The sequence below is a fragment of the Streptomyces sp. NPDC005791 genome, from assembly GCF_042871485.1.
Lineage (GTDB): Bacteria > Actinomycetota > Actinomycetes > Streptomycetales > Streptomycetaceae > Streptomyces.
Genome location: NZ_JBIAIP010000003.1, coordinates 274,293 through 290,050, shown reverse-complemented (window position 1 = coordinate 290,050; position 15,758 = coordinate 274,293). Strand labels below are relative to the sequence as shown.

General features: G+C 71.4%; 14 protein-coding genes. 7 read left to right on the top strand and 7 right to left on the bottom strand.

Annotated elements, in window-relative coordinates:
- Positions 1-78 precede the first annotated feature (78 nt).
- Complete coding sequence (locus ACFYSH_RS08420) at positions 79-1,560, top strand: SulP family inorganic anion transporter (protein ID WP_359465221.1); 1,482 nt, start codon at positions 79-81, stop codon at positions 1,558-1,560.
- A gap of 59 nt (positions 1,561-1,619) precedes the next feature.
- On the opposite strand, the gene ACFYSH_RS08415 is transcribed toward ACFYSH_RS08420, so the two are convergent.
- The 5 genes from ACFYSH_RS08415 to ACFYSH_RS08395 form a co-directional block, all read right to left on the bottom strand.
- Complete coding sequence (locus ACFYSH_RS08415; protein ID WP_359465220.1) at positions 1,620-2,660, bottom strand: NAD(P)-dependent alcohol dehydrogenase; 1,041 nt, start codon at positions 2,658-2,660, stop codon at positions 1,620-1,622.
- Between the two features lie 64 nt (positions 2,661-2,724).
- Positions 2,725-3,501, bottom strand: coding sequence for an SDR family NAD(P)-dependent oxidoreductase (locus ACFYSH_RS08410; protein ID WP_359465219.1), 777 nt, complete (start codon positions 3,499-3,501; stop codon positions 2,725-2,727).
- Positions 3,498-4,166: a TetR family transcriptional regulator gene (locus ACFYSH_RS08405; protein WP_359465217.1), complete on the bottom strand. Its 669-nt coding sequence runs from the start codon at positions 4,164-4,166 to the stop codon at positions 3,498-3,500. Before ACFYSH_RS08405 ends, ACFYSH_RS08410 begins: the two co-directional genes overlap by 4 nt.
- A gap of 88 nt (positions 4,167-4,254) precedes the next feature.
- Positions 4,255-6,390: an MMPL family transporter gene (locus ACFYSH_RS08400; protein WP_359465215.1), complete on the bottom strand. Its 2,136-nt coding sequence runs from the start codon at positions 6,388-6,390 to the stop codon at positions 4,255-4,257.
- 93 nt (positions 6,391-6,483) lie between these two features.
- Positions 6,484-6,978 carry a helix-turn-helix domain-containing protein gene (locus tag ACFYSH_RS08395; RefSeq protein ID WP_359465214.1) on the bottom strand — a complete coding sequence of 165 codons (495 nt, stop codon included), beginning with the start codon at positions 6,976-6,978 and terminating at the stop codon, positions 6,484-6,486.
- Positions 6,979-7,133: 155 nt separating this feature from the next.
- Between ACFYSH_RS08395 and ACFYSH_RS08390 the strand changes: the two genes are divergently transcribed.
- From ACFYSH_RS08390 to ACFYSH_RS08375, 4 genes are all read left to right on the top strand, one after another.
- On the top strand, positions 7,134-8,105 hold the full coding sequence (locus tag ACFYSH_RS08390; RefSeq protein WP_388751469.1) for a sporulation protein: 972 nt from the start codon (positions 7,134-7,136) through the stop codon (positions 8,103-8,105).
- 127 nt (positions 8,106-8,232) lie between these two features.
- Positions 8,233-8,469, top strand: a complete 237-nt coding sequence (locus ACFYSH_RS08385; protein ID WP_388751467.1) for a twin-arginine translocase TatA/TatE family subunit — start codon at positions 8,233-8,235, stop codon at positions 8,467-8,469.
- A gap of 120 nt (positions 8,470-8,589) precedes the next feature.
- Positions 8,590-10,101, top strand: a complete 1,512-nt coding sequence (locus tag ACFYSH_RS08380) for an SDR family oxidoreductase (RefSeq protein ID WP_359465210.1) — start codon at positions 8,590-8,592, stop codon at positions 10,099-10,101.
- Positions 10,098-11,474 (top strand): cryptochrome/photolyase family protein, encoded by a 1,377-nt coding sequence (locus ACFYSH_RS08375; RefSeq protein WP_388751465.1) that lies wholly within the window; start codon positions 10,098-10,100, stop codon positions 11,472-11,474. The genes ACFYSH_RS08380 and ACFYSH_RS08375 overlap by 4 nt, the downstream gene beginning before the upstream one ends.
- Positions 11,475-11,478: 4 nt before the next feature.
- On the opposite strand, the gene ACFYSH_RS08370 is transcribed toward ACFYSH_RS08375, so the two are convergent.
- On the bottom strand, positions 11,479-12,321 hold the full coding sequence (locus tag ACFYSH_RS08370; RefSeq protein WP_359465206.1) for a DUF1206 domain-containing protein: 843 nt from the start codon (positions 12,319-12,321) through the stop codon (positions 11,479-11,481).
- A 40-nt stretch (positions 12,322-12,361) separates the two neighbouring features.
- The gene (locus tag ACFYSH_RS08365) at positions 12,362-12,901 is read right to left on the bottom strand and encodes a DoxX family protein (protein ID WP_359465257.1); all 540 of its coding nucleotides are present in this window, start codon (positions 12,899-12,901) and stop codon (positions 12,362-12,364) included.
- Between the two features lie 203 nt (positions 12,902-13,104).
- Here ACFYSH_RS08365 and ACFYSH_RS08360 point away from each other — a divergent pair, with 203 nt between their 5' ends.
- Positions 13,105-15,120: an NADPH-dependent 2,4-dienoyl-CoA reductase gene (locus ACFYSH_RS08360; RefSeq protein ID WP_359465205.1), complete on the top strand. Its 2,016-nt coding sequence runs from the start codon at positions 13,105-13,107 to the stop codon at positions 15,118-15,120.
- A 35-nt stretch (positions 15,121-15,155) separates the two neighbouring features.
- Entirely contained in the window at positions 15,156-15,755 is a 600-nt protein-coding gene (locus tag ACFYSH_RS08355; protein WP_359465203.1) for a PadR family transcriptional regulator, read from the top strand.
- Positions 15,756-15,758 lie beyond the last annotated feature (3 nt).

Below are 15,758 nucleotides of genomic sequence, written 5' to 3'. Positions count from 1 at the left end.
GATCAGCGACACCGTCGTCTGGGCACCCCCGCCCGGCGACGAGCGCTCGGCTCCCTTCCGCACGGGATGAGGGCCGCCATGGACCGTGTCGGCGCATTCCCCCACCTGCGGCAGGATTTCGCCGCGTCTCTCGTCGTCTTCCTCGTCGCACTGCCGCTGTGCGTGGGCGTCGCCGTCGCGTCCGGTGTCCCGGCCGAACTCGGCCTGATCACCGGCATCGTGGGTGGTCTCGTCACCGGCTGCATGCGTGGCAGCAGCCTCCAGGTGTCGGGGCCGGCCGCCGGTCTCACCGTGCTGGTCTTCGAGGCCGTCCGGACCTACGGTCTTCCCGCTCTAGGGGTGATCGTGCTCACCACCGGGCTGTTGCAGCTCGCCATGGGCGCGCTCCGGCTGGGCCGTTGGTTCCGGGCCATCTCCGTCTCGGTCGTCGAGGGCATGCTCGCGGGCATCGGCCTCGTCCTCATCGCGGGTCAGCTCTACGCGGCCGCCGGCGTCGAGGCGCCTGCCTCCGGCACCGGCAAGATGGCGGGCATCCCGGGGCTGCTGGCCGACGTCGTGTCCAGTCCCGCGGCTCTCGCCTCACTCGCGCTCGGCGCCGCGACCATCGCCCTGATGGCGGGGTGGAACAGAATGCCGAAGCGGCTCCGGGCCGTTCCCGGCGCACTCGCCGCAGTCGCGCTGGCCACACTCGTCACGCAGGCGTTCGGCCTGCCGGTCAGGACGGTGCAGGTCCAGGGACTGCTCGACGCCGTCCAGGCCCCCGCCCTCTCCGAGTTCGGCGGGCTCGCGAGCCTGAGCCTGCTCGGGACGATCGCCGCCTTCACCCTGATCGCCTCCGCGGAGAGCCTGTTCAGCGCCGCAGCGGTGGACCGGCTGCACGACGGGCCGCGTACCGAGTACGACAAGGAGCTGATGGCCCAGGGCACGGGCAACACCGTGTGCGGGATCCTCGGCGCACTGCCGATGACCGCGGTGATCGTGCGCAGTTCCGCCAACGTACGGGCGGGCGCACGGACCCGGGCCTCCCGGGTCCTGCACGGGGTGTGGCTACTCCTGTTCGCAGCACTGCTGCCGTCCGCGCTGGGACTCATTCCCCTGCCGGCCCTCGCAGGCATCCTCGTCCACGCCGGATGGAAGCTGATCCCGCTGCGCTCGCTCGCGGCGCTGTGGCGTGAACACCGGGGTGAGGCGATGATCCTGGTCGTCACCGCCGTGGCGATCGTGACGGTGAACATGTTCGAGGGCGTGCTGACCGGGCTGGCCCTGTCGGTGGCCAAGGCGGCCTGGGACGCGTCGCACATCAAGCTGGAGATCGTCGACAGCAGTCCCGAAGGCGTCCGGGCCCGGCTGTCGGGCAACGCGACCTTTCTCCAGCTGCCGAAGATACTCGACAGCCTGGAAGCCCTGCCCAAGGACCGGCCCGTCGCGCTGGAACTGTCCGGACTGCACCACCTGGACCACGCCTGCCGTACGGCGCTGGAGAACTGGGCGGAGCGGCACAGCGCGTCCGGTACCGAGCCCGTGCGGCTGACCCGGACGGACGCGGTGAGCGCTCCCTGAGAGCCTGGACGACTCGCCGGGCGCCTTCAGCAGGCGTTCCGGCGAGTCGTCCGGCGCGGTCAGCCGTTGGGCAGGATGACCGCGCGGCCGTTGATCCTGCCGGCGTGCAGCCGCTCGTAGGCGAGCGGTGCCTCGTCGATGGAGTACGTCTCGACGTGGACGTCGACGGCGCCGGCATGGGCGAGCTCGATGACTTCGGCGAGCTCCTTGCGTGAGCCCCAGTACGGCGCTGAGACCGATGTGGCGAACGGCAGGACGCCGAAGCCGACGGGCAGCAGGCCGCCGCCGATGCCGACGATGGTGACGTCGCTGTCGACGGCGGCCATCGCACCGGCCGTCCTGACGGTCGGCTCGGCGCCGACGAAGTCGAAGACGACCTTGGCACCGATGCCACCGGTGAGCTCGCGGACCTTGGCCGCCGCACTCTCGTCGGAGAGCACGGTCTCATGGGCGCCGACGGCCCGTGCCAGCGCGAGCTTCTCCTCGGTGACGTCGAGGGCGATGACCCGTACGGCGGTCATGGCGCGCAGCAACTGGATGGCGACGTGGCCCAGGCCGCCGGTACCGATGACCACGGCCGTGGCTCCGGGCAGCAGCTTCGGCAGCGAGCGCTTGATCGCGTGGTACGGCGTGAGGCCCGCGTCGGTCAGCGAGACCGTCTTGACCGGGTCCAGGTCGCCGATGGGCGTCAGGTGACGCGCGTCGTCGACGACCATGTACTCGGCCATGGCGCCGGGGTTGCCCAGCCCGGGCGGGTTGATGCCGAGGTCGGCGGCGCGCAGGCAGTAGTTCTCCCGGCCCTCCGCGCAGTTCACGCAGGTGCCGCAGCCCCAGGGGCCGTAGACGGCGACCGAGTCGCCCACCGAGAAGCCCTCGGCGCCCTCACCGAGAGCGGCGACCGTACCGACGCCCTCGTGTCCGAGGGTGAGCGGCAGCTCGTAGGGGAATCCCTCCGCGGGCCAGCTCATCACGGCGATGTCCGAGTGGCAGACTCCCGCGGCACTGACCTTCAGCAGGATCTGACCGGGCCCGGCCACCGGCTCGGGGATCTCGACGACCTCGGGCGCGGCGCCGACGGTGCGGTACTGGACGGCCTTCATGTCTCTCCTTCGTTCTCCGTACGTCCTTTGTGACCCTCCTGGTGGCGACGCGCCACTCGGAAGGTCAGGAGGCGGAGTAGCCGCCGTCCACCAGGTGGTAGCTGCCGTGGATGAAGGAGGCACGGTCGGAGAGCAGGAACGCGGTGAGCTCGGCGACCTCCTCCGACGTACCGAGTCGGCCTGCCGGGTGCAGGGAGATCAGATGGTCACGGGCCGGGGAGTCGGTGTCGCGGAGCAGCGGGGTGTCGATGAAGCCGGGGCCGACCGCGTTGATGCGCACGTTCTGTGCCGCGTACTCGAGTGCGGCGGTCTTCGTGAGACCGACGACGCCGTGCTTGGCCGCGACGTAGGCCGGGGAGCCCGCGAAGCCGTTGGTGCCGAGGATCGACGCCATGTTGACGACGGCGCCGCCGCCTGAGGCGAGGATCGCCGGGAGCTCGTACCGCAGGGAGTAGAAGACGCCGCTGAGGTTGGTGGCGACGACCTTGTTCCAGTCCTCGATCGCGTACTCGCCGGTGGGCCGCGCGGGGCCGCCGATGCCGGCGTTGTTCACGGCGAGGTGCAGGGCGCCGAACGTGTCGACGGTGAACCGCACACCGGCCTCGACGGAAGCGGGGTCGGTGACGTCGAGGGCGACCGCCGCCGCGCGGGCGCCGGTGGCTCGGAGCTCGTCGGCTGCCTTGCGGGCGCTCGCCTCGTTGTAGTCGGCGACGACGACGGCCGCGCCGCTCGCGGCGAGCCGCCGGGAGAGGGCCAGGCCGATGCCGGACGCGCCGCCGGTGACGAGGGCTACCTTGCCGGCGAATTCGGACTCGTGGGCGCTGGGGAGGTTGGTGCTCATGCTGGGCTTCCTTGCGTGGTGCTGTGGGGCCCCGGCCCGTCCTGCCGGGATTCCAGCAGGTTCGTGGAGAGGGCGTCGAAGGCTTGTACGACGAACTCGGGCAGGGCGGCCGGCCGGCCGCCCCGTACCCATGCCGCCTGGGCCGCGAGGAGCGCTCCGGCTCCTGCGGCGACGGCCACGGCAGGACGGAGGTCCTGGCGTGGATCGACACCGAGCCGTTCCGCGATGATCCTGACCGACTCCTCCTGGGCGTCCACCCGGATGTGGTGGTACGCCGCGTACAGGGTCGGTTCCTCCTCGGCCATGACCAGCAGGCCGAAGACGCGCGGCCGCAGATGCCAGGGCTCCGCCTCCGTGTCACCGAGCCAGTCGAGGACGGCCAGACGGTAGGCGGTGAGCGGTGACTCGGCCGCGGGACGCTCGCGGAGCGCCTGGTTGATCCGGTCGCCGTCGCCCCGCACGGTGTCGAGGACGGCGGCTTCCTTGCTCGGGAAGTACCGGCTGAAGGTCCGCCGGTCGACGTCGGCCGCCTGCGCGATCTCCTCGACCGTCACGCCCCTCAGTCCGCGCTCGATCACCAGATCGAACGCGTGCTGGGCCAGCGCGTCCCGGGTTCTGCGCGCCTTGCGGCTGCGCCGGGCCGGGCCGTTCCCTGTCGAACTCATAGCTGCACCGTACACCTGAAAATGTCCCGGCGGGACTTTTGTCTCACCGGGACATTATGACGCCGTCACTCCGGGCGGTGTCGCTCAGCTAGAGCGACGCCCCGGCCTCACCCCCGTTCGGTGTTTCCCTTCCGCCCCGGCTGAGCGCCCCCGGCCACCAGGCGGTACGCCCGATGTCCCGGACGAGCGCGGGCACCAGGAGCGAGCGCACGACGAGGGTGTCCAGCAGCACGCCGAACGCGACGATGAACGCGATCTGGACCAGGAAGGCGAGCGGGATGACACCCAGGGCCGCGAAGGTGGCCGCCAGCACGACCCCGGCGGAGGTGATCACCCCGCCCGTGGTGGTCAGTCCGCGGAGCACGCCCTGCCGGGTGCCGTGGATGAGGGACTCCTCGCGGACCCGGGACATCAGGAAGATGTTGTAGTCCACGCCGAGCGCGACCAGGAAGACGAATCCGTACAGCGGGACGGAGGAGTCGGTGCCGCTGAAGCCGAAGACGTGCTCGAAGACCAGCGACGCGATTCCGAGCGTGGCCAGGAAGTTGAGCGCCACCGTCGCCACGAGCAGCAGCGGCATCAGCAGGGAACGGAGCAGGCCGATCAGGATCACGAGGATGATGACCAGCACCACGGGCACGATGATGTTGCGGTCGTGTTCGGCGGTCTTCTGCGTGTCGTACTGCTGCGCGGTGTAGCCGCCGACGAGCGCGTCGGCTCCGGACACCGCGTGGACCGCCTCGCGGAGCCGCGTGACGGCCTCCTTGGCGGCGTCACTGTCGGCCGCGTCCGCCAGCGTGGCATCGATGCGGACCCTGCCGTCCACGACGAGCGGCTCCCCGCCGCCCGGGCGCCCGGAGGTGGTCACCACGGAGACGCTCGCGATGCCGGACACGTCCCGGGCGGCGGTGACCACCCGCTGGGTGCGGTCCGCGTCGGCGATCACGACGGCGGGGTTGCCCGATCCGCCGGGGAAGTGCCGGCCCAGGGTCTCCTGCGCGCTGACCGACGGTGCGTCGTTGACGAAGATCTCCTTGAGGGGCACCCCCTTGGAGTTCAGGGTCGGCATGAAGGCGGCGCACGCGAGGAGACCGATCAGCGTGACGGCCCACACCTTGCGGGGGGAGCGGTCGACCAGACCCGCGATCCGCGGCCAGATCCCCGTCGATCCGGAGGCGGGCTCGGCGTCGTCCTTCCTGGGCTTGGCCGGCCAGTACGCGGCCCTTCCCAGCAGGACCAGGACGGCCGGCAGGAAGGTGAGGGTGCTGAGGACGGAACACACGATGCCGATGGCGCCCACGGGCCCCAGGGCCCGGTTGTTGGTCAGGTCGCTGAGCAACAGGGCGAGGAGTCCCAGCGCGACGGTGGCGGCGCTGGCCGTGATCGGCCCCGCGGACTCACGGAGCGCGGCGCGCATCGCGGTCCACCGGTCGGCATGCCGCACCAGTTCCTCGCGGAACCGCGCGGTGAGCAGCAGGGCGTAGTCGGTGGCGGCGCCGATGACCAGGATCGACAGGATGCCCTGGACCTGCCCGTCGACGCGGACGATGTCGTGGTCCGCCAGTACGTACACGATGGCGCAGGCGACACCGAGGGCGAAGACCGCGCCGATGATGATGATCAGGGGCAGCAGAACGCTCCGGTACACCAGGAGCAGGATGACGAGCACGGTCACCAGCGCGACACCGAGAAGCAGGCCGTCGATACCGGCGAAGGCGTCGGACAGATCGGCCTGGGAGGCCGCGGGGCCGGCCAGCCCGACCACCGTTCCGGGTACGCGTTCCGCCGCGCTGCGGATGTCGGCGAGCGCGTCGGGCAGGCCGTCCCCGAGGTCAGGCCGCAACTGGACGACACCTTCGAACGCCTGACGGTCCTTCGACGGGATCGCGGGGCTGACCTGGCCGGCGACGCCGGGCCCGCCCTCGACGGAGGCGAGCGCGGCCGTCGCGGCCTTCTGCTGCTCGGCGTCGAGCTTCCCGCCCTCCGTGTCGGACGTCCACACCACTACGGCGGGGACGGTCTGCTGCTTGCTGAACTCCTTCTGCGCCTCGATGACCCGGGTGGACTCGGCGCTCCGCGGCAAGAAGGATGCCTGGTCGTTGGTGGCTACTTCACCGAGCTTTCCGGCGTACGAGCCGAACGTCCCGCCGACGACGAGCCAGGCGAGGACGAGGAGTACAGGGACGAGGAAGAGCCGGCGAACCGGCTTCGATGCGGTGGACATGGGGCTCCTGGACGTACGGGGTCTCTCAATCATGATGTATCTCAATGATTAAGGTACATGCGGTGGAGCACACCCTCGCGACGACAGGGCGGTTCAGCGCCGGGGAACCGGCATTCGGGCGAGCTCGACGTTCATCCGGCCGAGGAAACGCAGCGCGGCCTCCAGCTCCTGCGGCTCGGACGCGGAGCGCGCCCCTGCCGCCGCCTCGGCGAGAGGCATGAAGAAGGAGCGGGCGGCCGACTTGGCCCCGGGCTCGTAGTACAGATGCACGACACGCCGGTCGGAGCTCTCCCGCGCGCGCCGGACGTGACCGGCGCGCTCCAGTCGGTCCAGGCATGCGGTGACGGCGCCGGACGTCAGGCCGAGGTGTTCACGCAGCCTGCCGGGGGTCAGTGGCACGTCGGCGTCGAGAATCGCCCCCAGCGCCTGCACGTCGGTGGCGTGGAGGCCCTGCGCGTGCGCGAACGCGTGAACCAGCCGGTTGATCTCGCCGTTCATCCGGCGCAACTCCACGGCGAGCGCCTGGAGTTCCGGCACCCCGGTGGCGCCGGGGCGCACTCCGTCACGAGGGTCGTCCGCACTGTTCACCGCCCCATACTAGGGCGTGTTCACGAGCCCGTCGGCTCCCTCCCCCGAGGGTGGCCGCGCCACGCGCACAGCCCATCCCGCCCTTATGCTTCTACAGTTGTGTAGAAATCTGCTGAACGCGTTCTCCGCGTACGGAAGAAGGAGCGGACGCCACGATGGTGTTCAAGAAACTGCTCGGCTCGCTCGGCGTGGGCGGTCCGACCGTCGACACGATCCTGGAGCTGGGGGCCGTCACGCCCGGCGGCACCCTCGGCGGCCAGGTCCGGCTGAAAGGCGGCAGCGCCGACGTCACGGTCGAGCACATCACGCTGGAGCTCGTCGCACGGGTCGAGGCCGAGCAGGAGGACGGCGAATCCGAAGGCACGGTCGCCTTCGAGCGCTTCACCGTCAGCGGTGGGTTCACGCTGACCGCGGACACGGAGCACAGCATCCCGTTCGCCGTGACCCTCCCCTGGGAGACCCCGGTCACCGAACTCCACGGGCAGGACCTCGGGATCGTCCTCGGTGTGCGCACGGAACTCTCCGTCGCGGGCGCCAGGGACAAGGGGGACCTCGACCGGCTCACCGTGCGCCCTCTGCCCGCCCAGGAGGCCGTGCTCGAGGCGTTCGGGCAGCTCGGGTTCGACTTCAGGTCCGCTGACCTGGAGCTCGGGCACATCCGCGGCAGCGGACAGCGGTTGCCCTTCTACCAGGAGATCGAGCTGTCGCCCGCACCGCGGTACGCGGACCGGGTCGACGAGGTCGAGGTGACGTTCCTCGCCGCGGCCGAGGGCCTGGAGGTCGTACTGGAGGCCGACAAGCGGCGAGGTCTCCACTCCGACGGCGGCGACACGGTCAGCCGCCTCACCATCGGCGCCCACGACACCCCGGGCCGCGACCTGGCCGCCGAGATCGACCGGTGGATCCTGGCACTGGCCGAGACCCGCTCGCCCTACGGCGTCCCGGGGGCGTACGGACACGCCGACGGGCCGGCGCAGCACCCGGGCCCCGGTGTGGGCACCGCGGTGGCCGTCGGGGCCGCGGGTGTCGCCGTCGGCGTCGTGGGCGGGATGGCCGCCGCCGAAGTCGTCGACGAGGTGGGCGACTTCTTCGAGGGTGACGATGACGAGGGGGACGAGGAGGGCTGAGACCCGAACCCGGAGACACCCCACCACGGCCTTCTACAGTGTTGTAGATTTAGCCCGCCCGGGTGCCCCAGGGCATCTTCGCGGTCGCCGTGAGAGCGGCCCACACCGTCAGGGAGTGACAGCCGTCATGTTCGGAATCAGCGAGATCGCCATCTTCATCGTCCTCGCCGTCCTGCTCTTCGGCGCCAGGAAGCTCCCTGAACTCGCCCGTTCCCTGGGCAAGTCGGCCCGGATCCTCAAGAGCGAGGCGCGGGCCCTGAAGACGGACGGCGTCGCTCCGGGCGGCCCCACGGGCCCCGGAACAGGCACGGCGGACCCGCGCGTCGTCAAGGGCACCGTCACCGGAAGGACCGAACAGCACTGAGGACGGCCCGCCCCGCCACCCGGTGGGGTGGGCTTCGGCGTGTCAGGGCCCCGTCGGCAGACGTCACCCTCCGGACGGGTGACACGGTGGCCGCAGGACACACGAGCCGGAGCGAGGGCCATGGACAGCAAGGACGACAGCGGCGGACTGCGGTGTCTCGTGACGGGCGCGACGGGATACATCGGGGGCCGCCTCGTTCCCGCCCTGCTGGACACCGGTCACCGGGTGCGCTGCCTGGCGCGTACGCCGGAGAAGCTGCGGGATCATCCGTGGGCGGGCGAGACCGAGGTCGTCAGAGGTGACGTGACGGACGCGGAGTCCGTGCGGGCGGCGATGGCGGACATCGACGTCGCGTACTACCTGGTGCACGCGCTGACCAGCGGGCCGGGTTTCGAGAGGACCGACCGTGCGGCTGCCCGTACGTTCGGCGAGCAGGCGCGGGCCGCCGGAATCCGGCGCATCGTCTACCTCGGCGGGCTCACCCCTGCCGGTGTCCCCGAGCAGGACCTGTCCCCGCATCTGCGCTCGCGCGCCGAGGTCGGGCGCATCCTGCTCGAGTCGGGCGTGCCGACGACAGCGCTGCGCGCCGCGGTGATCATCGGTTCGGGTTCGGCGTCCTTCGAGATGCTGCGCTACCTCACCGAGCGGCTCCCGGTCATGGTCACCCCCAGCTGGGTGTCGACGCGCATCCAGCCGATCGCGGTCCGCGACGTCCTGCGTTACCTCGTGGGCAGTGCGCACATGCCCGCCGACGTGAACCGCGCGTTCGACATCGGCGGCCCGGACGTCATGACGTACCGCGACATGATGCAGAAGTACGCGCAGGTCGCCAAGCTCCGCCGCCGGCTGATCCTGCCGGTGCCGATGTTGTCGCCGGGGCTGTCCAGTCACTGGGTGGGGCTGGTGACCCCCGTGCCCGCGTCGATCGCACGCCCACTCGCGGAGTCCTTGCGCTACGAGGTGGTGTGCCACGAGCACGACATCGCCGGCCATGTCCCCGACAGCCCCGGGCAGCCGTTCTCCTTCGCCACCGCGCTCTCGCTCGCCCTGCAGAGGGTCCGTGAGGCGCGGGTGACGACACGGTGGTCCTCCGCCTCCACTCCGGGCATTCCGAGCGATCCGCTGCCCACCGATCCCGACTGGGCGGGCGGCAGCCTGTACACAGACGTACGCGAACTTGATGTGGACGCCACACCGGACGCCCTGTGGCGGGTCATCGAAGGGATCGGTGGTGACAACGGCTGGTACTCGTTCCCGCTGGCGTGGGCGGTCAGGGGGTGGCTGGACCGGCTGATCGGCGGGGTGGGCCTGCGCCGGGGCAGACGGGACGCCCAACGGCTGAGGGTCGGCGACTCGCTGGACTTCTGGCGGGTCGAGGAGATCGAGCCCGGCCGGCTGCTCCGGCTCCGGGCGGAGATGCGGCTGCCCGGCCTGGCCTGGCTGGAGATGTACGCCGGAGAGGGCGGGGACGGCCGCTCCCGTTACCGGCAGCGGGCCGTCTTCCATCCCTACGGGCTGCCCGGCCACGCGTACTGGTGGAGTGTGTCCCCCTTCCACACGGTGGTCTTCGGAGGGATGGCCCGCAACATCGCACGGGCAGCCGCCCGGGACGCAGGCGAGGGGCGTTCATGAGCGTCGCAGTCGTCCTGTTCACCGCCGATCTGCGGCTGCACGACCATCCGCCCCTGCACGCGGCCCTCGCGTCGGCCGACGAGGTCGTCCCCCTTTTCGTCCTTGACGACGCCGTCGGAGCGGCCGGCTTCGACGCGCCCAACCGGCGCGCGTTCCTGGCCGACTGTCTCCGGGACCTGGACACGGGTCTGCGCGAGCGGGGTGGGCGCCTGGTCCTGCGCACGGGTGACGTCGTCGAGGAGGTCGGCCGGATCGTCACGGAGACCGGCGCGAACGCCGTGCACATGGCGGCGGACGTGAGCGCGTTCGCGCAGCGCCGCGAGGAGCGGTTGCGCGAGGCCCTCACGCCCGTGGGCTGCCGCCTGCGCGTCCACGACGCCGTGGTCACCGCGGTCGCGCCCGGTGCGGTGGTGCCCTCGGATGCGGGCCGGGACCACTTCTCCGTCTTCACCCCGTACTTCCGCCGTTGGTCCGAGGAGGGTGTCCGCACTCCGTTCCGTGCGCCCCGCGCCGTACGCGTGCCGTCGGGCCCGGCTTCCGCACCACTGCCCTCGCGGCCGGGCACAGGCCTCTCCCCCGGCCTCGCCGAGGGCGGGGAGGCTGCGGGGCGGAGGCTGTTCACCGCGTGGCGCCGACAGGGACTCGCGTCGTACGAGGAACGGCACGACGACCTCGCGGGCGACGCGACCTCACGGCTCTCCCCGCACCTGCACTTCGGCACGCTCTCCCCCACCGAACTGGTCGACCGGTCCCGCACGGCAGGCGGCCCTGGCGCGGAGGCGTTCGTACGGCAACTGTGCTGGCGGGACTTCCACCGGCAGGTGCTGGCCGCGCGCCCGGCGGCCTCCCACTGCGACTACCGGCCCCGGCAGGACGACTGGCGCACCGGGCGGGCGGCGTCCGACGACACGGCCGCGTGGAAAGAGGGTCGCACCGGCTACCCGGTGGTGGACGCGGCGATGCGGCAACTGCTGCACGAGGGCTGGATGCACAACAGGGGCCGGCTGCTGACGGCGAGCTTCCTCACCAAGACGCTGTACGTGGACTGGCGGACCGGAGCGCGCCACTTCCTGGAACTGCTCGTCGACGGGGACATCGCCAACAACCAGCTCAACTGGCAATGGGTGGCCGGTACGGGCACGGACAGCCGCCCCAACCGGGTACTGAATCCGGTGACACAGGCCAAGCGGTACGACCCGGACGGTGCGTACGTACGCCGCTGGGTGCCCGAACTCGCGGAGGTCGCCGGGCCCGCTGTGCACGAGCCGTGGAAACTGTCGGAGGCGGAGCGCGCCCGCTGCGGCTACCCGGAGCCGATCCTGGGGCTTCCGGAAGGGCTGACCCGCTTCAAAGAGGCACGCGGGCTCGACTGAACGCTCAGATCCTGCGATAGCGGGCGTTGGCCCAGGAGAAGAGTCCGAAGGCTGCGAGGCCGACCGCGACGAGCACCAGCAGCCAGGGCCCCGCGGGTGTCTCGGTGAAGGAACGCAGGGTGTCGTCCATGCCCTTGGCGCGGCCCGGTTCGTGCTGGACGGCGGCTGCCACGGCGAATCCGCCCGCCGTGGCGAATACCGCTCCCCGGACGGTGCCGCCGAAGACACCGGTGATGTCGACGGCCTGACGGACCCTCTTCGTCATCGCGCCCATCTTCAGATGCTTGTGGTACCTGCGCGTGACGGCCCGGTACGCCATCCAGAGACCCGCGCACATCACGGCGGCGCCTGCGATTCCCACGAGCCACTGGCCGCCGGTCCACTGCAGGGCGCGCGCGGTGACGTCGTCGGTCTGCTTGTCGCTCGATCCACTGCCGCTGCTCCGGTCACCAGCGGCGTAGGAGAGCACGGAGTACGACACGAAGGCGTAGAAGACGAAGCGTCCGGCGGCCGTGGCGCGCTTGCTCGCCTTGTCGCCGTCGGGGCCCGCCTGGCCGAAGATCGCCTCGGACAGGCGCCAGAGGGCCATGCAGGCCAGCGCCGCACCGAGCGCCCACAGCAGGACGCTCCCGAAGGGCTTCTCGGCTATCTCCGCGATGGCACCGCCCCGGTCGGCCTGCTTCCCGCCTCCGTCGGAGAAGGCGATGCGCAGGGCCAGCAGACCCACCAGAAGATAGATGACGCCTCGTGCCACGAACCCGGCACGGGCCCCCACGTCCATGGTGCGGCTGCGCGCGGCTCTTCTGGCCTGACCACGTGCGTTCATCGACATCGCGTTCGCATTCATGCACTGCCGATTGCCCCTGAAACGGCGATCAATGCGGGAATCACTCCTCCTCGTCGCCCGGCTCGCTCCGGGCCGCCGCCTGCCCCTTGGCACGTCGGCCGACGACGGCGGCCGCCGCCAGTGCGCTGCCCGCGAACGCGAGGGCGACGGTCCACGGCCGGTCGAGGACGTGTCCGGTGGCGTGGTCCAGGGAGTAGCGACCGGCGCCCGTCACCCCGATCGCGGCGGCGGTGAAGCCGAGGAACGCGGGGTACTCGTAGCCGCCGCCCATCGCGAAGAAGCCCGCGGGATGGTGCACGGCGACGGCACCCGCCATCGTGCCCGCCGCTGCGGCGCCGGCCGCGGGAGTGGCGAGGCCGAGGGCCAGCAGGATCCCGCCGCCCGCTTCGCCCAGCCCGGCGGCCATGGCGCTGTGCTTGGGCGGGTGGAAGCCCATCGCCTCCATGGCCGCTGTCGTCCCCTCGACACCCCCGCCGCCGAACCACCCGGCCAGCTTCTGACTGCCGTGGGCCGCCAGGACGGCTCCCGTACCGACCCGGAGGACGAGAAGTCCGAGGTCACGTCGGTTGATGCAGGTCATGGGTGTCTCCAGTCGGCAGAGGAGCAGCGGCGGTGCGCCGTACGGATCCACTGTCGCCGCGGCCGGGCGGCGGGGGCCGGTGGTGTTGGGCCATTCGTGGGCCGCCTGCGTAAGGACTGCGACGTACGCCATTGTGCAACTTGTTGCATAAGTCGGTACGGGTGGTCTACAACTGGCTCGACGCCACCTGCTAGGAGCCCCGGATGAGCCCGTACCCCACCCTGCTGAGCCCGCTCGACCTCGGATTCACCACGCTCCCGAACCGGGTGCTGATGGGTTCGATGCACATCGGCCTCGAGGAAGCCGAACGCGGGTTCGAGCGGATGGCCGCGTTCTACGCGGCCCGCGCACGCGGCGGGGTGGGGCTTATGGTCACCGGGGGAATCGCGCCCAGCGAGCGCGCGTGTTCCTTCCCCGGCGGCGCCATGATGACCACCGAGGCGGAGGCGGAACAGCACGCCGAGGTCACGGCGGCCGTGCACGCCGCGGGCGGCCGCATCGCGATGCAGATCCTGCACTTCGGGCGCTACGCCCATCACCCGGACCTGGTGGCGCCGAGCGCGCTCAAAGCCCCCATCAGCGGGTTCACCCCGCACGCGCTCGACGACGACGAGGTCGAGGAGACCATCGAGGACTTCGTCCGGGCCGCTGAGCTGGCGCGGCGCGCGGGCTACGACGGTGTCGAGATCATGGGCTCCGAGGGCTATCTGATCAACGAGTTCATCGTCGCGGCGACCAATCTCCGCGAGGACCGCTGGGGCGGCTCGTACGAGAACCGCATCCGCTTCCCCGTCGAGATCGTGCGCCGTGTCCGGGAGCGGGTCGGTCCCGACTTCATCCTGATCTACCGGTTGTCCATGCTGGACCTGGTGCCGGGTGGCTCCACGCTGGAGGAGGTCGTCCGTCTCGCCCGTGAGGTGGAGGCGGCCGGCGCGACCATCATCAACACCGGCATCGGCTGGCACGAGGCACGCATCCCGACCATCGCCACCTCCGTGCCACGCGGCGCCTTCACCTGGGTGACGGAGAAGGTGCGGGACGCGGTCTCCGTGCCGCTGGTGACCAGCAACCGCATCAACACCCCGGAGCTGGCCGAGGAGATCCTCGCCTCCGGCCGCGCGGACATGGTGTCGATGGCGAGGCCCTTCCTCGCCGACCCCGACTTCGTCGCCAAGGCCGCCGAGGGGCGCGCCGACGCGATCAACACCTGTATCGGCTGCAACCAGGCCTGCCTGGACCATGTCTTCAGCCTGCGGATCACCTCGTGCCTGGTGAATCCGCGAGCCTGCCACGAGACCGAACTGGTGCTCGCGCCGACCCGCGTCCGTAAGCGTGTCGCCGTCGTCGGCGCCGGGCCGGCGGGGCTGGCGTGCGCGGTCACGGCCTCGGAGCGCGGGCACGCGGTGACGCTGTTCGACGCGGCGGATGAGATCGGCGGTCAGCTGAACGTGGCGCGCCGTGTCCCCGGCAAGGAGGAGTTCGAGGAGACGCTGCGCTACTTCCGCACCCGGCTGACGGAGGAGGGGGTCGAGCTCCGGCTCGGTACGCGTGCCACGTCCGCCACGCTCGACGGGTTCGACGAGGTCGTCCTGGCGACCGGCGTCGAGCCCCGCACTCCCGCGATCCCCGGCGTCGGGCACCCCAGCGTGGTCAGCTATCTGGACGTCCTGCGCGACGGCGTGGAGGTCGGCGACCGGGTGGCGGTCGTCGGGGCGGGCGGGATCGGCTTCGACGTGGCGGAGTTCCTGACCGACGGGGGCGACGCGGCGAGCCTGGACCCCGAGGTCTTCTTCCGGCACTGGGGGGTGGACACGGGTTACGCGGACCGTGGCGGGCTGCGGGCCCCGGAACGCCCGAAGCCGCCGCGCACGGTGCATCTGGTCCAGCGCAAGGCGAGCAAGGTCGGCGCCGGGCTCGGGAAGACGACGGGCTGGATCCACCGCACCGAGCTGCGCCACCGCGGGGTGACCATGACAGCGGGCGCGACCTACGACCTGATCGACGACGAGGGCCTGCACCTCACGGTGGACGGCGAGCAGCACGTGCTGCCGGTCGACACCGTGGTGCTGTGCGCGGGTCAGGAACCGCGCCGCGAGCTGTACGAGGAGCTGCGGGCCGCGGGGCGTCCGGTGCATCTGATCGGCGGCGCCGACGTGGCCGCCGAACTGGACGCCAAGCGTGCCATCCGTCAGGGCACGGAGCTGGCCGCGGAGCTGTGAGGGCCCCCGGTCCTGCGGTCCCTAGGATGCACTCCATGTCACTCCCGCACGCGATCCTCACCGCTCTGCTCGAGAAACCGTCGTCCGGTCTCGAACTGACGCGCAGGTTCGACCGGTCGATCGGCTACTTCTGGCCGTCCACGCATCAGCAGATCTACCGCGAACTGGGGAAGCTGGAGCTGGCCGGCCACATCCGGGTCCTGCCCTCGGCGCAGCCGGCCCGCGGCAGGAAGAAGGAGTACGAGGTGCTCGCCGCCGGCCGCGAGGAGCTGGCGGCCTGGGTGGCGCTGGCCGAGGATCCGCGGCCGGTGCGCGATCCACTGCTGCTGAGGATGCGGGCGGCGGCCGTGGTCGGCGCCCCCGGTCTGGCCGGGGAACTGCGCCGACACCTGGCGCTGCACCGGGAGCAGCTGGCGGAGTACCGGAGGATCGAGGAGCGGGACTTCCCTCCGGAACGGACCACCGAGGAGGACAGGCTGCGTCGCCTGGTGCTGCGCGGAGGCATCGACCTGGAGACGTTCTGGACGGGCTGGCTGACCAGGGCGCTCGACGACCTGGAGGGCTGCGGGCCGGGGGGCGGCGCCCGGCCGCCCCGGCCCGACGGCGTTTCCTGGGGCCTGTCCGGTCATCCTTGAACT